Below are 15,727 nucleotides of genomic sequence, written 5' to 3' on the forward strand. Positions count from 1 at the left end.
AGTAATTATGGTTTAACGGTTGGGTTTAACCCTGAAGGTAAGGTTTGTGGTATTTCGGGGGTAAAGGTTTCGTCGGTCAGGGTTTTCAGGAAATCCACAAGTCGGTCTAATTCGTATTCACTAAGCTCAGGCTCCCAGATATGCCAGTGTATGATGAGGTCTTCACCTTCAGGAACGGCATGGCCGCGGCCTCCGGTATAAAATTCAACCACTTCACGAAGTGTCTTAAACTTTCCGGAGTGCATATAGGGGGCGGTTTTCTCAATATTTCTCAGGCTTGGAACCTTAAAGGCTCCTCTTAATGTTTTGTCCTGGAAAGGGATTTCTGCACCCGGATCTAAAGGCAGGTCATCCGGTTCCGGACTTCCAATAACGGCAAACTGCTGGTTCGTGAATAATGGGGGAGTATGGCATTCGGCACAGCGTGCAACAAAGGAACGGAAGACATTCATGCCTTCAATTTCCTTATCGTTGAGGGCCTGGTGATACCCGTGGGCGTAACGGTCATATTTACTGTTCAGGGAAACCAGCGATGCCTGGAATGCTGCTACAGATGTGTAAACTTCGGCCAGTTTAATGGGAGCATTCCTGTCTCTTTCGGGAAATGCCTCAGCAAATAAAAGCTTGTATTGTTCGATGGAATTCAACGTATGAATAAGGTTGTCCGGGGTGTTGTTCATTTCTTCAGGCGAAAATAAGGGCCCCTTCATTTGCTCTTCCAGGGAAGAAGCCCGGCCATCCCAGAAAAGTTTTTTTAAGTAACCTACGTTCCACAGGGAGGGCGCTGCGCGTTTAAGGGTGTGATTATTTGCGCCGATACTGGTTGCCAGGCCGTCACTGAAACCTTTCCCCGGATCATGGCAGGAAGCACAGGAAATAGTGCCGTCACCAGACAAGACCGGGTCAAAAAACAAATACCGTCCCAGATCGATCTCCTGGGGTGTAAATCCATCCCGAATTTCCGGCAAACCTGTTTGTAGTCCTCCTACTCCCTTATTATTTGGAGAATCGTACTGCATATACAGGTTTTGTGCAATGCATTCGTTATTGGCATTGCGTTTAAACCCTGGGGGACAATCTGTGTTCAGCAGGGGAATCTCCTCATAATCGGTTGCGGGTTGTTTAAAGGCATAATGCAATAACAGCAATGCTGCCAGAAGAACAGGGATGCTCGATTTTATCAGAAGATCTTTCTTTTTCATTGTCTGATGACCTGATTAGTGCTAATGGGTACAGCCTGTAACTAAAATACAAGGGATGCAACGAATTAAAAATAATTTCAGGAGGTATCAGGCATTTTTATGCCCATTGTGATGAATGGACCTTATACGGTGACGAATGGGCCGGCGTTCAATGCAAGCGCCTCCTCGAATTTTTCTTTATAGCTAAGAGACACCGGAAGGAATTCCTCCGGGGCGTGCTGTACAACCAGTTTATAACCCTTTCTTTCTTTTTTGAAAGAAGAGATCTTGTGTCTGTTTACCATATAGGATCGGTGAATACGCACAATTGCGGGATCAGTGATTTTAGCCTCCAGCTCTTTAAGACTGGAACGGACGAGCTGTTTGGTTAAGGTTTCCCCTCTCAGGTAATATATTTCAAGGTAATTCCCGGAGGATTTCACATACAACAGCTGGTCGTATTTGATAGCCATAATCACGTTGTCGTTCTCCCCCGTAATGGTTAACAACGTATTCTTTTTTAGATCTTTTGCCCCAGGGCTACTTTCGCTGATCGCCTGGTATGAAGAAATCTTATGTTTAAAGGCCAGAATCCATACAGATAAAATATAGGGTCCAATAACGATGAGGGCAACGAACTTTAAAGTCACGAGGTATTCTGCAATGTTTTTCTCCGGAGTTGGGAATTCAGGGCCATACGTGAGCTGGATTAACAGGGGAATCACAAGTAATTCTCCCATACCAAAAAGGATGAGTTCATAAAGTCTTAATTGCTGTTTTTTGAGGATCCCTCTTAAAGCGAACTGACTAAAAAGCATAAAGGATGAACCAACGATAACATATCCGGTGACATGACCATCCCAATGTTCCGAATTGAATGGATTGTAAACCAATAGAAAAACAATCGTAAATACTGACAAGATACCGATAAGCCATAGTTTGTTCCGGGTAGAATCTAAGTAAGGTGCCTCTTGCGTTAACAGGTCTTTGTTCAGGGTCATTAGGATACGTCTTGTAAATGGTTTTCAGGTTTTGAAAGATAGTTAAAAATTACTTTTTCCCGGACATTCAGAAAACCACCGGGGCCCAGATGGTTATCCATTTTTTCAGTAAGGAATATCTCAAGTGTAAAATCTGGATATACAGAATGACTCAGCCAATTGAAACAGAAAAAGCCACATTTTGATATTAAAATGTGGCTTTGATTCATGGGTTCTTAATTATTTCTTTATTCCTGGAATTCCTTCGGGCTTTTTGGTTTGCCAGTGCAAGGTTTCCGCCTGTTTCCTTTCAGGGGCCACTTCATCCAGGGTATTGGCATCGTATACCTTTCCATTTTTTATGACAAACTTAAGGGTATTGGTATTGCGGATATCTTCCAGCGGATTTTGGTCCATGATAAGCAGGTCAGCCAGTTTTCCTTCCTCAATACTCCCGAGGTCACCATCCAGGCCTATGGCTTCAGCTCCGAGAATGGTCGCGACCTTCAGGGCATCCATATTCTTCATACCTCCGCTGGCAACACTCCAGAGCTCCCAGTGATACCCCAGTCCCTGCAACTGTCCATGACTTCCAACGCCTCCAAGACCATCGGCTTCAACAAGGTCTTTCATAAACTCGGCATGTTTTGGGAAAACGTGTTCTTCCGGCATAAACCATGCACCTCTTCTCCTTGACTTCTGAGCCAGTTCCTTATAAGGAGTAAAGTATTGCAGTTTTTCATCATGGTAAGGATCTTCTGTAGCGTAGTAGTATTCCTCAGCCCAAGGGCCTCCATAAGATACCAGGAGGGTAGGGGTTACGGCCATTTTTGATTCGGCAATGGTTTGCACAGCATCCTTATAAATCGGATAAATAGGCAGGGAATGCTCATGTCCCGGATATCCATCCAGCAATTGGGTCATATTAAGTTTAAAATCGAGACCGCCCTCTGTCGTGGGCATAAGCTCCAGATCTTTGGCCGCCATAATGATCCATTGACGCATCTGACGGTTCCCTGTAAGATACATCTTGATGGTTTTTGTATTGTAGTACTCGCTGTATTGTTTCAGTACCTCTTTAGCGTGGTCGAGCGACTTGATCTTATAAGCCCAGAATCCCACTCCCGGTCCTGTACTGTATACCCGTGGTCCGTGCATCATACCGGCATCTACCATATCGGCATAGGTGAGGACATCGGTGGTAGCTGTTTGCGGATCCCGGGTGGTGGTAACCCCATAAGCCAGGTTGGCAGAGTAGATCCAGATCTGGTTTTTATGGATTCCCCAGTTGGGCCACATATGGGCATGAGTATCTACAAAGCCCGGAGTAATGGTTTTTCCGCTGGCATCGATCTCGATGGTTCCTTTGGGGACCGTTAAGGAACCTGATGGCCCTATGGCCTTGATGCGGTTGTTCTCTATAAGGAGGTCTCCGTTCTCAATGACTTCATCATTGTTCATGGTAATGATTCGTCCTCCGCGAAGCAGGATATTGCCTTCCGGAATGTCCTTGGTGTAAGTCACAGCTATTTTTAATTCCCGTGCCGTATAGCCGGGGTCTTCATCCTTTTCCTCTTTATCCTCTTCCTTGTCCTCGCTTTCCTTGTCCTTTACCTTTTCCAACTCCTTCTCTTTCTTTTTAGCTAAGGCAACACTATCTGCGTAGGCTTCTGCCTCAGGAATATTATAGATAAAATGGCTGGCTCCGAGAGACCAATGTACATCCTGGCTGTTTCCTGCCCAGGCCGGGAATTCTCCTCCCATAACGGTGAGTTTCATGGCAGGGAAGGCTGCCTTTTCGGCATCGGCTACAGAGATCTTTGGTGTTTTTCCAAATTTTGGAATGGTAACGGTGTAGAGATCGTTATTGATCTTGGCCAGGACCTTTGTGCCATCAGGAGAAATTTTCATTTCGGATGGGGCAGAAGATTTATCTTCAGGTTCCGGTGCATTATAAGATCCAGGTAAAATATTGTGCCCCCCTTTGTGGTCGTGAAAACCCATACTGGATGACCCATAGGTGGTGATACCGCTTAGCTTCAGGTGTTCTTTTTCATCAGTGCCATCCCAACGAATGGAGAGAAGGGAGCGTTCCTTATTTAAATAAATACGGTCATCGATCTTTGAGAAGTGTGGATGGGTACGTCCTCCGGATTTATCGATAATGGTGACTTCCCCACCATCTGCAGGGATCCAGGCCAGGTCTTCTTCAGTGCCCGGAGTGAACGGGTCAATGGCATCTCTGTACACCTGAGCTGCTCCCCGGGTAAAGGCAATCCGGTTGCTCTTATAGGACCACGACGGATGGGTATATACGGCAGCTTCCTTTGTGAGTCTTTGAGGTTTGCCTCTTCCATTGGAATTGACCTTGTAGATGTGCCCGCCATCAGTCTCCCAGGTTACAAACGCAATACTTTTGCCATCCGGAGACCAGGTTGGTTGGGCTTCCGTGAAGTTATTGGTGGTTAAACGCTTTGCAGTTCCATCGGGCAGATCCATAACGTATAACCTGTTCAGGGCCGTAAATGCGAGCTGACTTCCATCCGGGGAGGGTACCCCATTTCGTATTTGTGTAACCAGGGCTTCCGGGGTATCCTCAATAGGATATTTGAAAGATAGCCTTGGCCCCATCTCAAGATGTACATCTACTTCAAAAGGAATTTCGGTTGCGGTGTTGGAGGAGATATCGATACTGTAAATTCCCCCCCCATAACTGGCAACCAGGTTTTTACTGTCCGGGGTAAAAGCCATAGCAGGCAAAACACCCAGCGGAGCAATGGATTCCTGCTCATCGCGTTGTACCGGATAAGCCAGCCAGCGCTCATCTCCGTTTTCCAGGTTGCGTAACACCAGACCGGTTTCCGTTTCAAACCGACTTCCGTACACCATCCATTTTCCATCCGGGGAAAGGGTTGGGGTAAAGGCGGAGCCATAGCGGGAGGTGATGGTTGCCATCTTACCATCTTTCATATTGTAAGTTCCAATCTGATATTGGGGCAACTGTGCATTGTAATTCCATGCCGCAGTTCTGCGCGAAAAATAGATCAGTTCTCCATCCGGGCTGAACCCGGGATCGATGGTTTTTAAATTTTTAGGTTCATCGATAAGTTGGGCACCTTTGCCCCCCTTTTTATGATAGAGATGAAGTTTGATATTTCTGCGGCCCCTGGCACCCACAATGTATTTGCCATCCGGACTCCAATCGGCAGAGAAGAAGTTCTGGTCTTTATCTTCTGAGATTTGTTTGGTCTCTTCAGATTCGAGGTCCATGGTCCAGATATTGTCTGACCCGCTTTTATCGGAGATGTACACGATGGATTTGCCGTCAGGACTAAACCTGGGATGGACATCATACGCCATACCCTCGGTAATTTTGGTAGCCTTCCCGCCGGAAATGGGGATGGTATACAAGTCTCCCATCATATCAAAGATGATGGTCTTTCCATCAGGACTTACGTCCAGGGACAGCCAGGTACCTTCGTTAGAGGTAAAGGAAATGCTTCTTTCAGGTTCCAGAGGAAGTTCCTTTGTAGCCAATTTTGTGCTGTCGCCGGCATTCTTATTTTCTTGTGCTAAAAGCGGTGCAGTACACATTAACAGTCCCAAAAACCATAGTTTGCAGTTGTTCTTCATTGTAGAGCCTAGTAATTGTTTCTTAAACAGTACGGAAGGTATTAAAAATTGCAGATCAATTAAAGTGGCAGTAAGATATTTTCTGATATAAAATGTAATATTAATTTTCAAAAATAAAATTTAGCCCTGTTTTATCGATGGTGGATAAGTTCGCTATTTGAAGGGAAATTACCGTTCTTACTTGAGGAAGATGTGGGCTGTTTTCCTTTTAGTTAATTTTGGATATCAAGAAATAAATAGCAGGAAATAGCATGAGGATACATCACATACGCAATGCTACCATGATTATCGAAACGGACACTGACAGGATTTTGGTAGATCCCATGCTCGGTCCTAAGGGTTCTTTGCCCGCTTTCACTTATTTCCGGTTCAGGGCAAGGAGGAATCCCATAGTCGATCTGCCGGAGCATACCGGAGAAGTTCTGAAAGGGATCACGCATTGCCTGATCACTCACAGGCATCCCGACCATATTGATGAATCCGGAATAGCCTTTCTAAAGAAACATAAGATACCTGTAACCTGCAGCGCTTTGGATGAGACCTTTTTTAAGGATAAAGGATTGCATATTGTACAGGTATTGCAATACGGACAACCTACAGACTTTCTTGGAGGCTCCATTACCGGTATTCCCGCACTCCACGGTTATGGATACATTGCCAAGCGGATGGGTAAGGTAATGGGATTTTTTATAAAGCTTCCGGGAGCCCCATCTGTATACCTGAGCTCTGACACGGTGTACACAAGCGATGTAGATAAAGTGCTTAAGACCTTAGCTCCCGATCTTAGTGTGGTCGCTTGTGGTTCGGCCCAAATGGATTTTTTCAAGCCTATCCTGATGACTTCGGAGGATATTGTGAGATTTATCAGAAATGCTCCCGGAAAGGTCATTGCGAATCATCTGGAGGCGGTAAACCATTGTCCCACCACCAGGGAAAAATTAAAAGAAATTTTAAAGGCGAAGGGATTATTGGAGAAAACCTGGATTCCGGCTGATGGTGAGAAAATGGAAATGTAATATGCTGGGAGGGGTATTTATTTTTTCATTTCCCTCGGCTTAATGATCATTCGGAAACTCTGGTCCTTATGGGTGTAATATCCGGTCCAGTCGTACAGGGCTCTGAGGCGGTTTCTGAAGTTGACCAGGGACATGATATGCACAAATACCCAGGCAAACCAGGCAATGAAGCCTTTCAGGAAAAACCTCTCCTCCGGACCATCGGCTACCGCCTTGTTGCTCCCGATAATGGCCATGGAGCCCTTATCACTGTATTTGAAGGGTGTCCATGTTTTTGAAGGAGCTTTTAACAGATTTTCACCCAGATTCCTGGCCTGTTGAATGGCCGGCTGTGCTACCTGGGGGTGTCCTTCCGGATAACCGGGGTCGCCCTCGACCAGGGCTGCATCACCCAGGGCATAAATGTTCTGATAGTTTTTTACCTTATTGAAGGCATCGGTTTTAAGACGTCGGCCACGTCCGTAATCCTCTTTATTAAATCCTTCGAACACTCTGGCGTATATTCCTGCTGCCCAGATAAGATTTCGGGAAGAAATGGTTTCCCCATTGGATAGGAATACGGTTTCCTTATCAAAATCCTGAACAAGGGTATTCAGCTTGACTCTTACCCCAAGCTTTTCCAGTTTTGCCTTGCTGTATTGCTGCGATTTGACAGACATTGCAGATAATACGGCCTGCTGACCATCAATAAGGTAGATCTCTCCAAGGTCTTTTCTTTCCAGCTCCGGATAATCTTTGATAAGGATGTGTTTTCGCATTTCAGCAAAGATTCCCGAGAGCTCTACGCCGGTAGGTCCGGCCCCTGCAATAACAAAGGTAAGCAGCTTCTTGCGCTGTTCAGGATCTTCGATCCTGGTAGCTCTTTCCACCCTTGTTAATATCATATTTCTAAGGGACAAGGCATCGCTGATGGTTTTCATCGGGAGGGCATTCTTTTCGACATTCGCATTCCCGAAAAAGTTGGATTCGGCTCCGGTGGCCATGACCAGGATATCGTATCTGAGTTCCCCATTGGATAGAATCACCTTTTGTTCTTCCGGAAGCACCTGCTTCAATTCCCCGAGTCGGAACCTGGTATTGTTCTTCTTCCTTAAAATCTTTCTGAAGGGATAGCTAATTGCGGAAGGTTCCATAAATCCGGAAGCCACCTGGTACAGTAAAGGGGGAAAGAAGTTGTAATTGTTCATATCTACCAGGGTCACCCTGAACTTGTCCGAAGTTTTGAGCTGTTCAATAAGTTCAAGCCCGGCAAAACCTCCGCCGATGATAACAACATGGGTTTGTTTCATAATGAATGTTTTCAGGCTCCCTGTTTATGGGGTTTAAATGGTATTTAAAATTCTGAATACAAGGGGCCCTTTGGAATATATGTTAATGGATTTTTTCCTACGTTAAATTTATTCAATTGGTGATGGATAACCCAGTAAAAAGGAGAAAACCTTGCCTTGATTTATATAAAAGCAACAGGGGGTGTTGAGGGGATGGATATAGTATCTCGCAGTCTCTTGTTTATCCACGGTGATGGTCTAATGATCTGACTTTTTCGCGATAAGCTCCCGGAATGATCACGGTTTTTAAGGGGGTTGCATACCCATGCTTTTTTAAAAATATGTAGCATGTCAAAGCCGGTCTCAGAAGTGGGATGGAATTAAACCCTAGGAGCGTGGCCATCCGTTTCGGAACCAGTATCTTTTGGGCTTCTTTGAGCAGTCGGAACCTCAGTGGACCAAGGTGCTTTTCATATTGAGAATAGAGGTCCGCGGTATACGTGCTATATTCCAGATCGCTAAGAAGGTGCTCCTTTCTGGCCTCCTCCCAGGTGGAGAAATTCAGTGGCAATGCTGCTATATGCATCCCCAATCCCACCCGGTAAAAAACCTGAAAAACCTCTTCCTTTTCTGAATAGTTGAGCTTTCGGTGCATGACCTCATAAGCCCGGATGGAGTAATCAACCAGCATGAACAGTACATCCCGATATGCCCATTGGGGGATTTCGCTTTGCCGCATCCGTTCTACGCTTCCATGAATTTGATTGATCCTGGAGATGGCTTTCAAAGCAGATGCTTCATCAGAAAATACGATCTCCCGGGCGTAGGAAACGGTAGAGAACAACCGGCCAAGAGGATCTGCAGGAAGTTTTCCGGTAAAATACAACCAATCTACGGCTTTGTTCAGGGCGAACTCTGCCGCGGCCCCGGCAAAAATTAAAAGTACGGTATCGCCGTCGCCCCAGATACTTCTCACGATAGAACCTTCCTTAACAAAATATTCCATGCCTTTTTGGGATATGCGATTTATATTGTTCTGGCGAAGCAGCTACTCGATGCAGTCAGGAGTAATTATAGCAATATTTGATTCGTGAGTTTTATCTTTTGCTGATGCGGTTTCCGGAAATAGCCTTCTGCCTGGAGCATTTAAAGCGCGTAATTTCCGGATTTCTTTTCTTTAGATGTTTTTTGCTTACCCCGCTGTTGACTCTTTTCCGCCACCTTTTAAAACTGGAAGTCTTCAGTTCCTTTCTCATAAGTGTAATCACCTCCTTTTCTGCTAACCCAAATTGAAAATCGATAGCTTCGAAAGGAGTCCGGTCTTCCCATGCCATTTCAATGATTCTGTCGGTTTGACGTTCAGATAATTCCATGAACTTGCATTTTAGTTTTTGAAAGAACAAAATTTATCAGGAAAAGTCTTTTAACAGACTCTTAAAATTTCGAAGAGCGATCTGTTTTTTTCCTGGAATGATGATATAAATAAACCACCCTTTCATTTTGATAAAGAATTGATTTTAAGTATTTTAAAAATGTTTATTCCCTGACATTACCCTGCTATTGTACCTAATCAATGAAGAAACCATTAATATTTGAATTATGAAAGCACTTAGAATAGTATTGACCATACTTTTTATTTCCGGGGGACTGATACCTGTGCAGGCGCAGATTTTAAAGAAATTACAAAAGAAGATCGAAAAGGGATTGGAGAAGACCGTAATCGATAAAACCAATGAAAAGGTACAGCATGAGGCAGGGAAGGCCATGGAGCAGATGCTCGAGGGCGATTTCATGAATCAGAATCCGATGATGAGCAGGGGCGAAATGGCAGATATGTCTGATGTGGCAGAAACCTATGGCTTTTCTTATGTATATACCCTCGAAATGAAGGATGATACCCAAAATGAAGCCACAACGATGGATATGTATCTGGAGCCGGATGCGGGATATTGGGGTATGCAAATGAAACAGGCAGAACAAATGACCATGGTTCATGATGCTGATAAAAACCTCATGGTGATGTTTATGGATCAGGATGGCCAGAAAATGGCGATGGCTTTTAAGACGGATCTGTCAGAAATGAATGAGGAAGATATGGAAGCTTCTCCCTTTGAAGTGAGGGAAATAGCGGGTAAGGAGATCCTGGGGTATGACTGCCAGGGATTTGAGGTGGAAACGCCGGAGTACCTGGTAACGGTTTATAATACCTTTGATGCGGAGGTCACTATGGCTAATGTATTTGGTGTTAATGAAGACTTACCTGCGAATTTTGATCCTGAATGGGTGCGTAAAGACGGGAAATACGGACTCATGATGGAGATGCATATGAAGGATAAGACCGGGGATAGTAATGATCTTTCCATGCGGTGTGTTGCTCTCAAGGAAGCGTCTAATACGATCAGTAAAAAGGAATATCAAAGTGTGACCATGCCATCCGGCAAACAATAATGGTTGCAGCTGCATACTGTGCAATACCATGCATTTTTGGGTAAAGAATTCTGAACCACAGCCTTCGATGAAGTATGTGACAAGTCCTGGAATGGGTAAAGGCATTTCAGGATTGTTTTTTTTGAAAAAAACGAGATTTCTGTTGGAAATTAAATGAAAGTACACTTATATTTGCAGCCCGAAAGGAAAGGTCGAGTAGCTCAGCTGGATAGAGCATCTGCCTTCTAAGCAGACGGTCACAGGTTCGAATCCTGTCTCGATCACTTAAAGCAAAAGCCGCGTCAGAAATGATGCGGCTTTTTTTATTCCCCCAAGCGTCAAAAGCTTGCTTTTGTAAGCGCAGGGGGAATAAAAAAGACCAGGCCTGCACGAGCAGGGCTGAGGCTTTTATTTTCAGGAGGGATTGGTAAGGATCACGGAGTAATCCTGATCAACCCACCCCGGCACCGTCGAGGACGTTGCCACCCCTCCCTGACCAGGGCGGGGAACCATATCAATAATCCAAAAACGTCAAAAGCCTGACTGTCGTCAGACAGGCTTGCTTTTGTAAGCGCAGGGGGAATAAAAAAGACCAGGCCTGCGCGAGCAGGGCTGAGGCTTTTATTTTCAGGGGGGAACTGAAAGGATCACGGAGTAATCCTGATCAACCCACCCCGGTCACGTCGAGGACGTTGCCACCCCTCCCTGCCCAGAGCGGGGAACCATATCAATAATCCAAAAACGTCAAAAGCCTGACTTTCGTCAGACAGGCTTGCTTTTGTAAGCGCAGGGGGAATAAAAAAAGACCAGGCCTGCGCGAGCAGGGCTGAGGCTTTTATTTTCAGGGGGGATTGGTAAGGATCAGAGAGTAATCCTGATCAACCCACCCCGGCACCGTCGAGGACGTTGCCACCCCTCCCTGACCAGGGCGGGGAACCATATCAATAATCCAAAAACGTCAAAAGCCTGACTTTCGTCAGACAAGCTTGCTTTTATAAGCGCATGGGGAATAAAAAAAGACAGGCCTGCGGTAGCAGGGCTGAGGCTTTTATTTTCAGGGGGGATTGGTAAGGATCACCAAGTCATCCTGCATGGATCATTCACAGGGTAGGGTCAGGTTCCTGCCTTCAGGTCCTCCAGGGAGGGTACACGATGCCCATCGATATCCCACCCCGCTCTTTTTGCCCCGGCCAGGTAGGTGCTTTCCAGAAATTCCAGGATCGATTCCCTTGGATCGTCCTTGACTCTGATGTCGTCATACATAAGCAGGGCCATTGGACTGCCGTTGCTATCGATCCAACGGGCTGTATCCGGTTGTAACGGTTCGAGGTCAAGGCCTTTCGGTGAGGGATAGGTATATGAATAAAATGCTGGGGCCCGAACTTCCTGATCCCCGGCCCAAAATCCGAAGCTTATCACCTCATGAGAATACGCATCCTTATCGGCGATCCCGGCACCTTTCATCTCCGGGGCCTTTTTTCCTGAAAACCGCGTAACGGCCAGGTCCATATGATGCCAGTAAAGATGTACCGGGCAGGTCTTGCTGTAGGACCTCCCGCTAAACTCTTTAAAAACATGATCTACCTGTAACATGATCTGCCAGAACCTGTATACATAGTCCTTTTGATAGGTATGGTGTTTTTCACAGGATGCAAAAGGGATCTCATCCGACAGATCATAAGGTTTGCCCAGAATTTGTACCTCAACCCCTATATCAAACAGTAATTTCATGATACGGGTATAGAATTGTGCAACCGTAAGTCCGTTATACAGTTCGAAATACTGATCAGGGCCATTACTGTTCGAAATGACCAATCGATGGTTCAGGAGGTCAAATTGTATTTCGAAAAAGAGGGGTCCGTATGGAATGCTTCCCGTACTAAAACCGCGACTATTTGGGTGCAAGGTTATATACCACCAATGATTCTTTCGCGGCATGAGCTTTAACCTGATCTTTCCGGCGATCTGGAAGTAACGGTGCAGGGTTTCTTTGGTAGCTTCCCATTCGTCCAGGGGGAGGGGTGGAAATATGGATTGGCGTGGATTATTCATCAGGTAAACAGTTGGTAATAATGTAAAAATACAAAGACCACGTTTTTTAATGTGTTAAAAACCAGTGTTTTAATGGTATTTGAAATGTGTGCCGGACTGACCCTAAATGAGTGTCCGGCAAAAGGGAAATGATTTGCTCACATTTGTTCCCGAATCCATGTCAGGATTTTTCAGATGTTCCTGAGGTGAATTATATATCTTTAAAAAACGTATTTGTTCCGGTTCTTATTTGCAGCGGTTACACATCCGGGTTAGAATAAAACTTTAATCCCCATTATTATGAAACATGTCTTTCTTATTGCATTACTCCATTATGGTTGGTGGTTCTACGGGCAACAGCAACCCTCAACCAAGGTTATTCTGATCACTATGGACGGATTGCGTTGGCAGGAACTCTTTACAGGTGCCGATATGGACCTTATCACAAATGAAAAATATACAAATCACCCTGAGTTGCTGAAAGCCGATTTATGGAGGGATACTGCTGAAGAAAGACGCCTGGCACTGTTCCCCTTTATTTGGAATGATGCAGTGAACATGGGGCAGCTATATGGAAACAGGAACATTGGGAATAGTATGAACCTGACTAATACCATGTGGTTTTCCTATCCGGGCTACAATGAGATTCTAACCGGTAAAGCCGATGATGCGCGTATCCGTAGTAACGATAAAGTACCCAATCCAAACACGACCTTATTAGAGGCTTATCAAAATAAAAGGAATAGGGAGGGTGCAGTCGCAGCTTTTGGGAGTTGGGATGTATTTCCCTATATCATCAATGAAGAGCGGTCAGGAGTTCCGGTAAATGCAGGATTCGAGACGGCTTCAGGTAACCTCAGTGACCGGGAAGTATTCCTTAACGAATTGCAGGGGCAGGTCCCGAGTCCTTGGAAGGAAGTGCGCCTTGATGCCTTTACCCATCATTATGCCCTGGAGTACATGAAGAAGGTACACCCCGATTTTGTTTATATCGCCTATGGGGAAACCGATGATTTTGCCCATGCAGGGAATTATGAAGCTTATCTGAATGCCGCCCGAAATACAGACGACCTACTTCGGGATGTATGGGAATTTACCCAGAAAGACGACTTTTACCACAACCGGACAGTATTTCTTGTCACTACCGACCATGGAAGGGGTACCCAGCCCCTGGATACCTGGACAGGTCACGGGAGTGAGGTAGAAGGGAGCGACCAGGTCTGGATGCTGGTCTTTGGTGTTGGGGTCGAGCCATTGGGGGAGGTTAGTAGTACGAGCCAATTATACAGCAGCCAGATCGCACCGACTCTGGCAAAAATCCTTGGAATGGAATGGGAGGGAAATACCTTGAACCTGAAGGAGCAGAGGTGATGCGGTAAGCTGGAAGGTCGGTAAGTGGATAAAGGTCACTTTTTGACAAAGTGTTTTTTTGGGTTTTACCCATGAAACAACTCTGCGGGAATGCCCTCTGGTTCGAGTCCTTGTTCCTAAATACATACAGTTTTACTTCCTGTATGGAACATCCCTGGCATTTAATCTTATTCCAACAGGCTGGAAAGATCTATAAGTTGTATTACTGCCACAAGATATAAGTTATTAGAAAGGGTATTGAGATAGGACGCAACTTTTATAGGGATGGTCACACTTGGAGTATCTACCAGTTTTCTGCTGAAAGATATGCCAATATCATTGAAGCCCGGCCGGTCTCCGTAGAAGGAGGGACCTCCAAAATCCTGCCAGCTGAAAGACCCGCCCACATGGGCGGAGAATTTTGACTTTTTCATATACCAGGAATATTGCAATTGGAAGTATTGAGAATAGCGTTGGGGTCCTCGTCTTAATTGCACTTGATTTGCTGCATCTTCCGGTAGTACTCCCCGGTCTCTGCCATACAGAAGCGTGGAAGAATGGATGCTCAGGTTATGGTTAATATGATAGGTTACCATGAAATCCAGTAATCCACGGGTTACATCAGGATTGAAATCAAAAAAACCAGTGGCTACAGGGATATTGGTAATGCCCTCAGTAAAGTTGTAATACCAATCTGCACGAATGTTGAATTTCGGACGGTAATACACAAGGATCAGGTCCGTTTCGGTATAGCCGCCGTTAAAGGATGCACCACCGTAAAAACCTCCTATAAAATCTTTATATCTCACACCTGCCTGGGTTGATAGAACGGGAGCTTTTGAAGGAATTAAACCGCGAAATACATTCATGCTTTTAAAGGCGAAAGACATGTCCCAGGAAAAATCTTTTTTAGGATCCAGATTAATCAAGCTATCCTCAACGAACCTGGATTCAATTTGCCCATGACAGGTAAAAACGAAAGCGATCAGGATAAGGAAAAAAAGGGCTGTTCTCTTTCTTAAATAATTGATCATATGATTCTCATGTTTTATTTAAGTATCACTAATTCAGTTTATTAAGTAAATCTATGTAAATTTTGATTAAGCCTGTCGTTTTATCTGTTTAAGGCTAAATTCACGGGTTGAGCATTATAAAAAACAGAGAGAGGTCGGGGATAGCAGGTACGGTCGAAAATATTTTTAGTTCATATCTTAAGGAAAATGACTATCGATATGGTGCTTTTTATATAGGGTCTTAGCTCTTGCTTCTTAAGTCTTTGTTCTTTCCTCTTTCCGTTCTTCCGGATTACCTCCTTTTATGGGTGATCCGAAGGGGAGTCGCTCCTGCATCCCGACGCTTCGGGACCATCCTAAGAGCTTCGCTCTCCCGGGATTTTTCTGGGAGGAATTATTTTGGACTCAGAGATAAAGAGAAGGATTATTGACATGATCCAGGGAAGAACCACTCCTGCATCCCGACGCTTCGGGACCATCCTAAGAGCTTCGCTCTCCCGCGAATTTTTTTGTGAGGAAATATTTTGTAATCAGGAATAAAGAGAAGGATTATTGACATGATCCAGAGAAGAACCACTCCTGCATCCCGACGCTTCGGGACCATCCTAAGAGCTTCGCTCTCCCGCGAATTTTTTTGTGAGGAAATATTTTGTAATCAGGAATAAAGAGAAGGATTATTGACATGATCCAGGGAAGAACCACTCCTGCATCCCGACGCTTCGGGACCATCCTATGAGCTTCGCTCTCCCGGGATTTTTCTGGGAGGAATTATTTTGGACTTAGAGATAAAGAGAAGGATTATTGACATGATCCAGAGAAGAACCACTC

At 45.1% G+C, this 15,727-nt stretch carries 11 protein-coding genes and 1 tRNA gene; 4 read left to right on the plus strand and 8 right to left on the minus strand.

Features of this window, described 5'->3' with window-relative positions:
• Positions 1–5: 5 nt before the first annotated feature.
• The 3 genes from K7R11_RS08765 to K7R11_RS08775 form a co-directional block, all read right to left on the minus strand.
• Positions 6–1,202 carry a cytochrome-c peroxidase gene (locus K7R11_RS08765; protein WP_224490154.1) on the minus strand — a complete coding sequence of 399 codons (1,197 nt, stop codon included), beginning with the start codon at positions 1,200–1,202 and terminating at the stop codon, positions 6–8.
• A gap of 122 nt (positions 1,203–1,324) precedes the next feature.
• On the minus strand, positions 1,325–2,182 hold the full coding sequence (locus K7R11_RS08770; RefSeq protein ID WP_224490155.1) for a LytR/AlgR family response regulator transcription factor: 858 nt from the start codon (positions 2,180–2,182) through the stop codon (positions 1,325–1,327).
• 219 nt (positions 2,183–2,401) lie between these two features.
• On the minus strand, positions 2,402–5,794 hold the full coding sequence (locus K7R11_RS08775) for an amidohydrolase family protein (RefSeq protein ID WP_224490156.1): 3,393 nt from the start codon (positions 5,792–5,794) through the stop codon (positions 2,402–2,404).
• Between the two features lie 251 nt (positions 5,795–6,045).
• Between K7R11_RS08775 and K7R11_RS08780 the strand changes: the two genes are divergently transcribed.
• Positions 6,046–6,810, plus strand: a complete 765-nt coding sequence (locus K7R11_RS08780) for an MBL fold metallo-hydrolase (RefSeq protein ID WP_224490157.1) — start codon at positions 6,046–6,048, stop codon at positions 6,808–6,810.
• A 17-nt stretch (positions 6,811–6,827) separates the two neighbouring features.
• Here K7R11_RS08780 and K7R11_RS08785 read toward each other — a convergent pair whose 3' ends face one another.
• The 3 genes from K7R11_RS08785 to K7R11_RS08795 form a co-directional block, all read right to left on the minus strand.
• Complete coding sequence (locus tag K7R11_RS08785; protein ID WP_224490240.1) at positions 6,828–8,102, minus strand: NAD(P)/FAD-dependent oxidoreductase; 1,275 nt, start codon at positions 8,100–8,102, stop codon at positions 6,828–6,830.
• Positions 8,103–8,319: 217 nt separating this feature from the next.
• Complete coding sequence (locus tag K7R11_RS08790) at positions 8,320–9,084, minus strand: oxygenase MpaB family protein (protein ID WP_224490158.1); 765 nt, start codon at positions 9,082–9,084, stop codon at positions 8,320–8,322.
• Between the two features lie 91 nt (positions 9,085–9,175).
• A complete protein-coding gene (locus tag K7R11_RS08795) occupies positions 9,176–9,451 on the minus strand; it encodes a TIGR03643 family protein (RefSeq protein WP_224490159.1) in 276 nt (91 codons plus the stop codon).
• A gap of 226 nt (positions 9,452–9,677) precedes the next feature.
• Here K7R11_RS08795 and K7R11_RS08800 point away from each other — a divergent pair, with 226 nt between their 5' ends.
• Together K7R11_RS08800 and K7R11_RS08805 are read left to right on the plus strand one after the other, a co-directional pair.
• Complete coding sequence (locus K7R11_RS08800) at positions 9,678–10,526, plus strand: hypothetical protein (protein WP_224490160.1); 849 nt, start codon at positions 9,678–9,680, stop codon at positions 10,524–10,526.
• A gap of 189 nt (positions 10,527–10,715) precedes the next feature.
• A tRNA-Arg gene (locus K7R11_RS08805) sits at positions 10,716–10,789 on the plus strand.
• A gap of 829 nt (positions 10,790–11,618) precedes the next feature.
• On the opposite strand, the gene K7R11_RS08810 is transcribed toward K7R11_RS08805, so the two are convergent.
• On the minus strand, positions 11,619–12,557 hold the full coding sequence (locus K7R11_RS08810) for a DUF5996 family protein (RefSeq protein ID WP_224490161.1): 939 nt from the start codon (positions 12,555–12,557) through the stop codon (positions 11,619–11,621).
• Positions 12,558–12,836: 279 nt separating this feature from the next.
• On the opposite strand from K7R11_RS08810, the gene K7R11_RS08815 reads away from it, so the two are divergent.
• A complete protein-coding gene (locus tag K7R11_RS08815; RefSeq protein ID WP_224490162.1) occupies positions 12,837–13,907 on the plus strand; it encodes an alkaline phosphatase family protein in 1,071 nt (356 codons plus the stop codon).
• A 167-nt stretch (positions 13,908–14,074) separates the two neighbouring features.
• On the opposite strand, the gene K7R11_RS08820 is transcribed toward K7R11_RS08815, so the two are convergent.
• Entirely contained in the window at positions 14,075–14,920 is an 846-nt protein-coding gene (locus tag K7R11_RS08820) for a hypothetical protein (protein WP_224490163.1), read from the minus strand.
• Positions 14,921–15,727 lie beyond the last annotated feature (807 nt).

Source organism: Robertkochia flava (assembly GCF_020166515.1).
Lineage (GTDB): Bacteria > Bacteroidota > Bacteroidia > Flavobacteriales > Flavobacteriaceae > Robertkochia > Robertkochia flava.

Excerpts from the sequence above, each read along its gene's own strand:
- K7R11_RS08765 (WP_224490154.1), bottom strand. The coding sequence starts at position 1,202 with ATGAAAAAGAAAGATCTTCTGATAAAATCGAGCATCCCTGTTCTTCTG.
- K7R11_RS08770 (WP_224490155.1), bottom strand. The coding sequence starts at position 2,182 with ATGACCCTGAACAAAGACCTGTTAACGCAAGAGGCACCTTACTTAGAT.
- K7R11_RS08775 (WP_224490156.1), bottom strand. The coding sequence starts at position 5,794 with ATGAAGAACAACTGCAAACTATGGTTTTTGGGACTGTTAATGTGTACT.
- K7R11_RS08780 (WP_224490157.1), top strand. The coding sequence starts at position 6,046 with ATGAGGATACATCACATACGCAATGCTACCATGATTATCGAAACGGAC.
- K7R11_RS08790 (WP_224490158.1), bottom strand. The coding sequence starts at position 9,084 with ATGGAATATTTTGTTAAGGAAGGTTCTATCGTGAGAAGTATCTGGGGC.
- K7R11_RS08795 (WP_224490159.1), bottom strand. The coding sequence starts at position 9,451 with ATGGAATTATCTGAACGTCAAACCGACAGAATCATTGAAATGGCATGG.
- K7R11_RS08800 (WP_224490160.1), top strand. The coding sequence starts at position 9,678 with ATGAAAGCACTTAGAATAGTATTGACCATACTTTTTATTTCCGGGGGA.
- K7R11_RS08810 (WP_224490161.1), bottom strand. The coding sequence starts at position 12,557 with ATGAATAATCCACGCCAATCCATATTTCCACCCCTCCCCCTGGACGAA.
- K7R11_RS08815 (WP_224490162.1), top strand. The coding sequence starts at position 12,837 with ATGAAACATGTCTTTCTTATTGCATTACTCCATTATGGTTGGTGGTTC.
- K7R11_RS08820 (WP_224490163.1), bottom strand. The coding sequence starts at position 14,920 with ATGATCAATTATTTAAGAAAGAGAACAGCCCTTTTTTTCCTTATCCTG.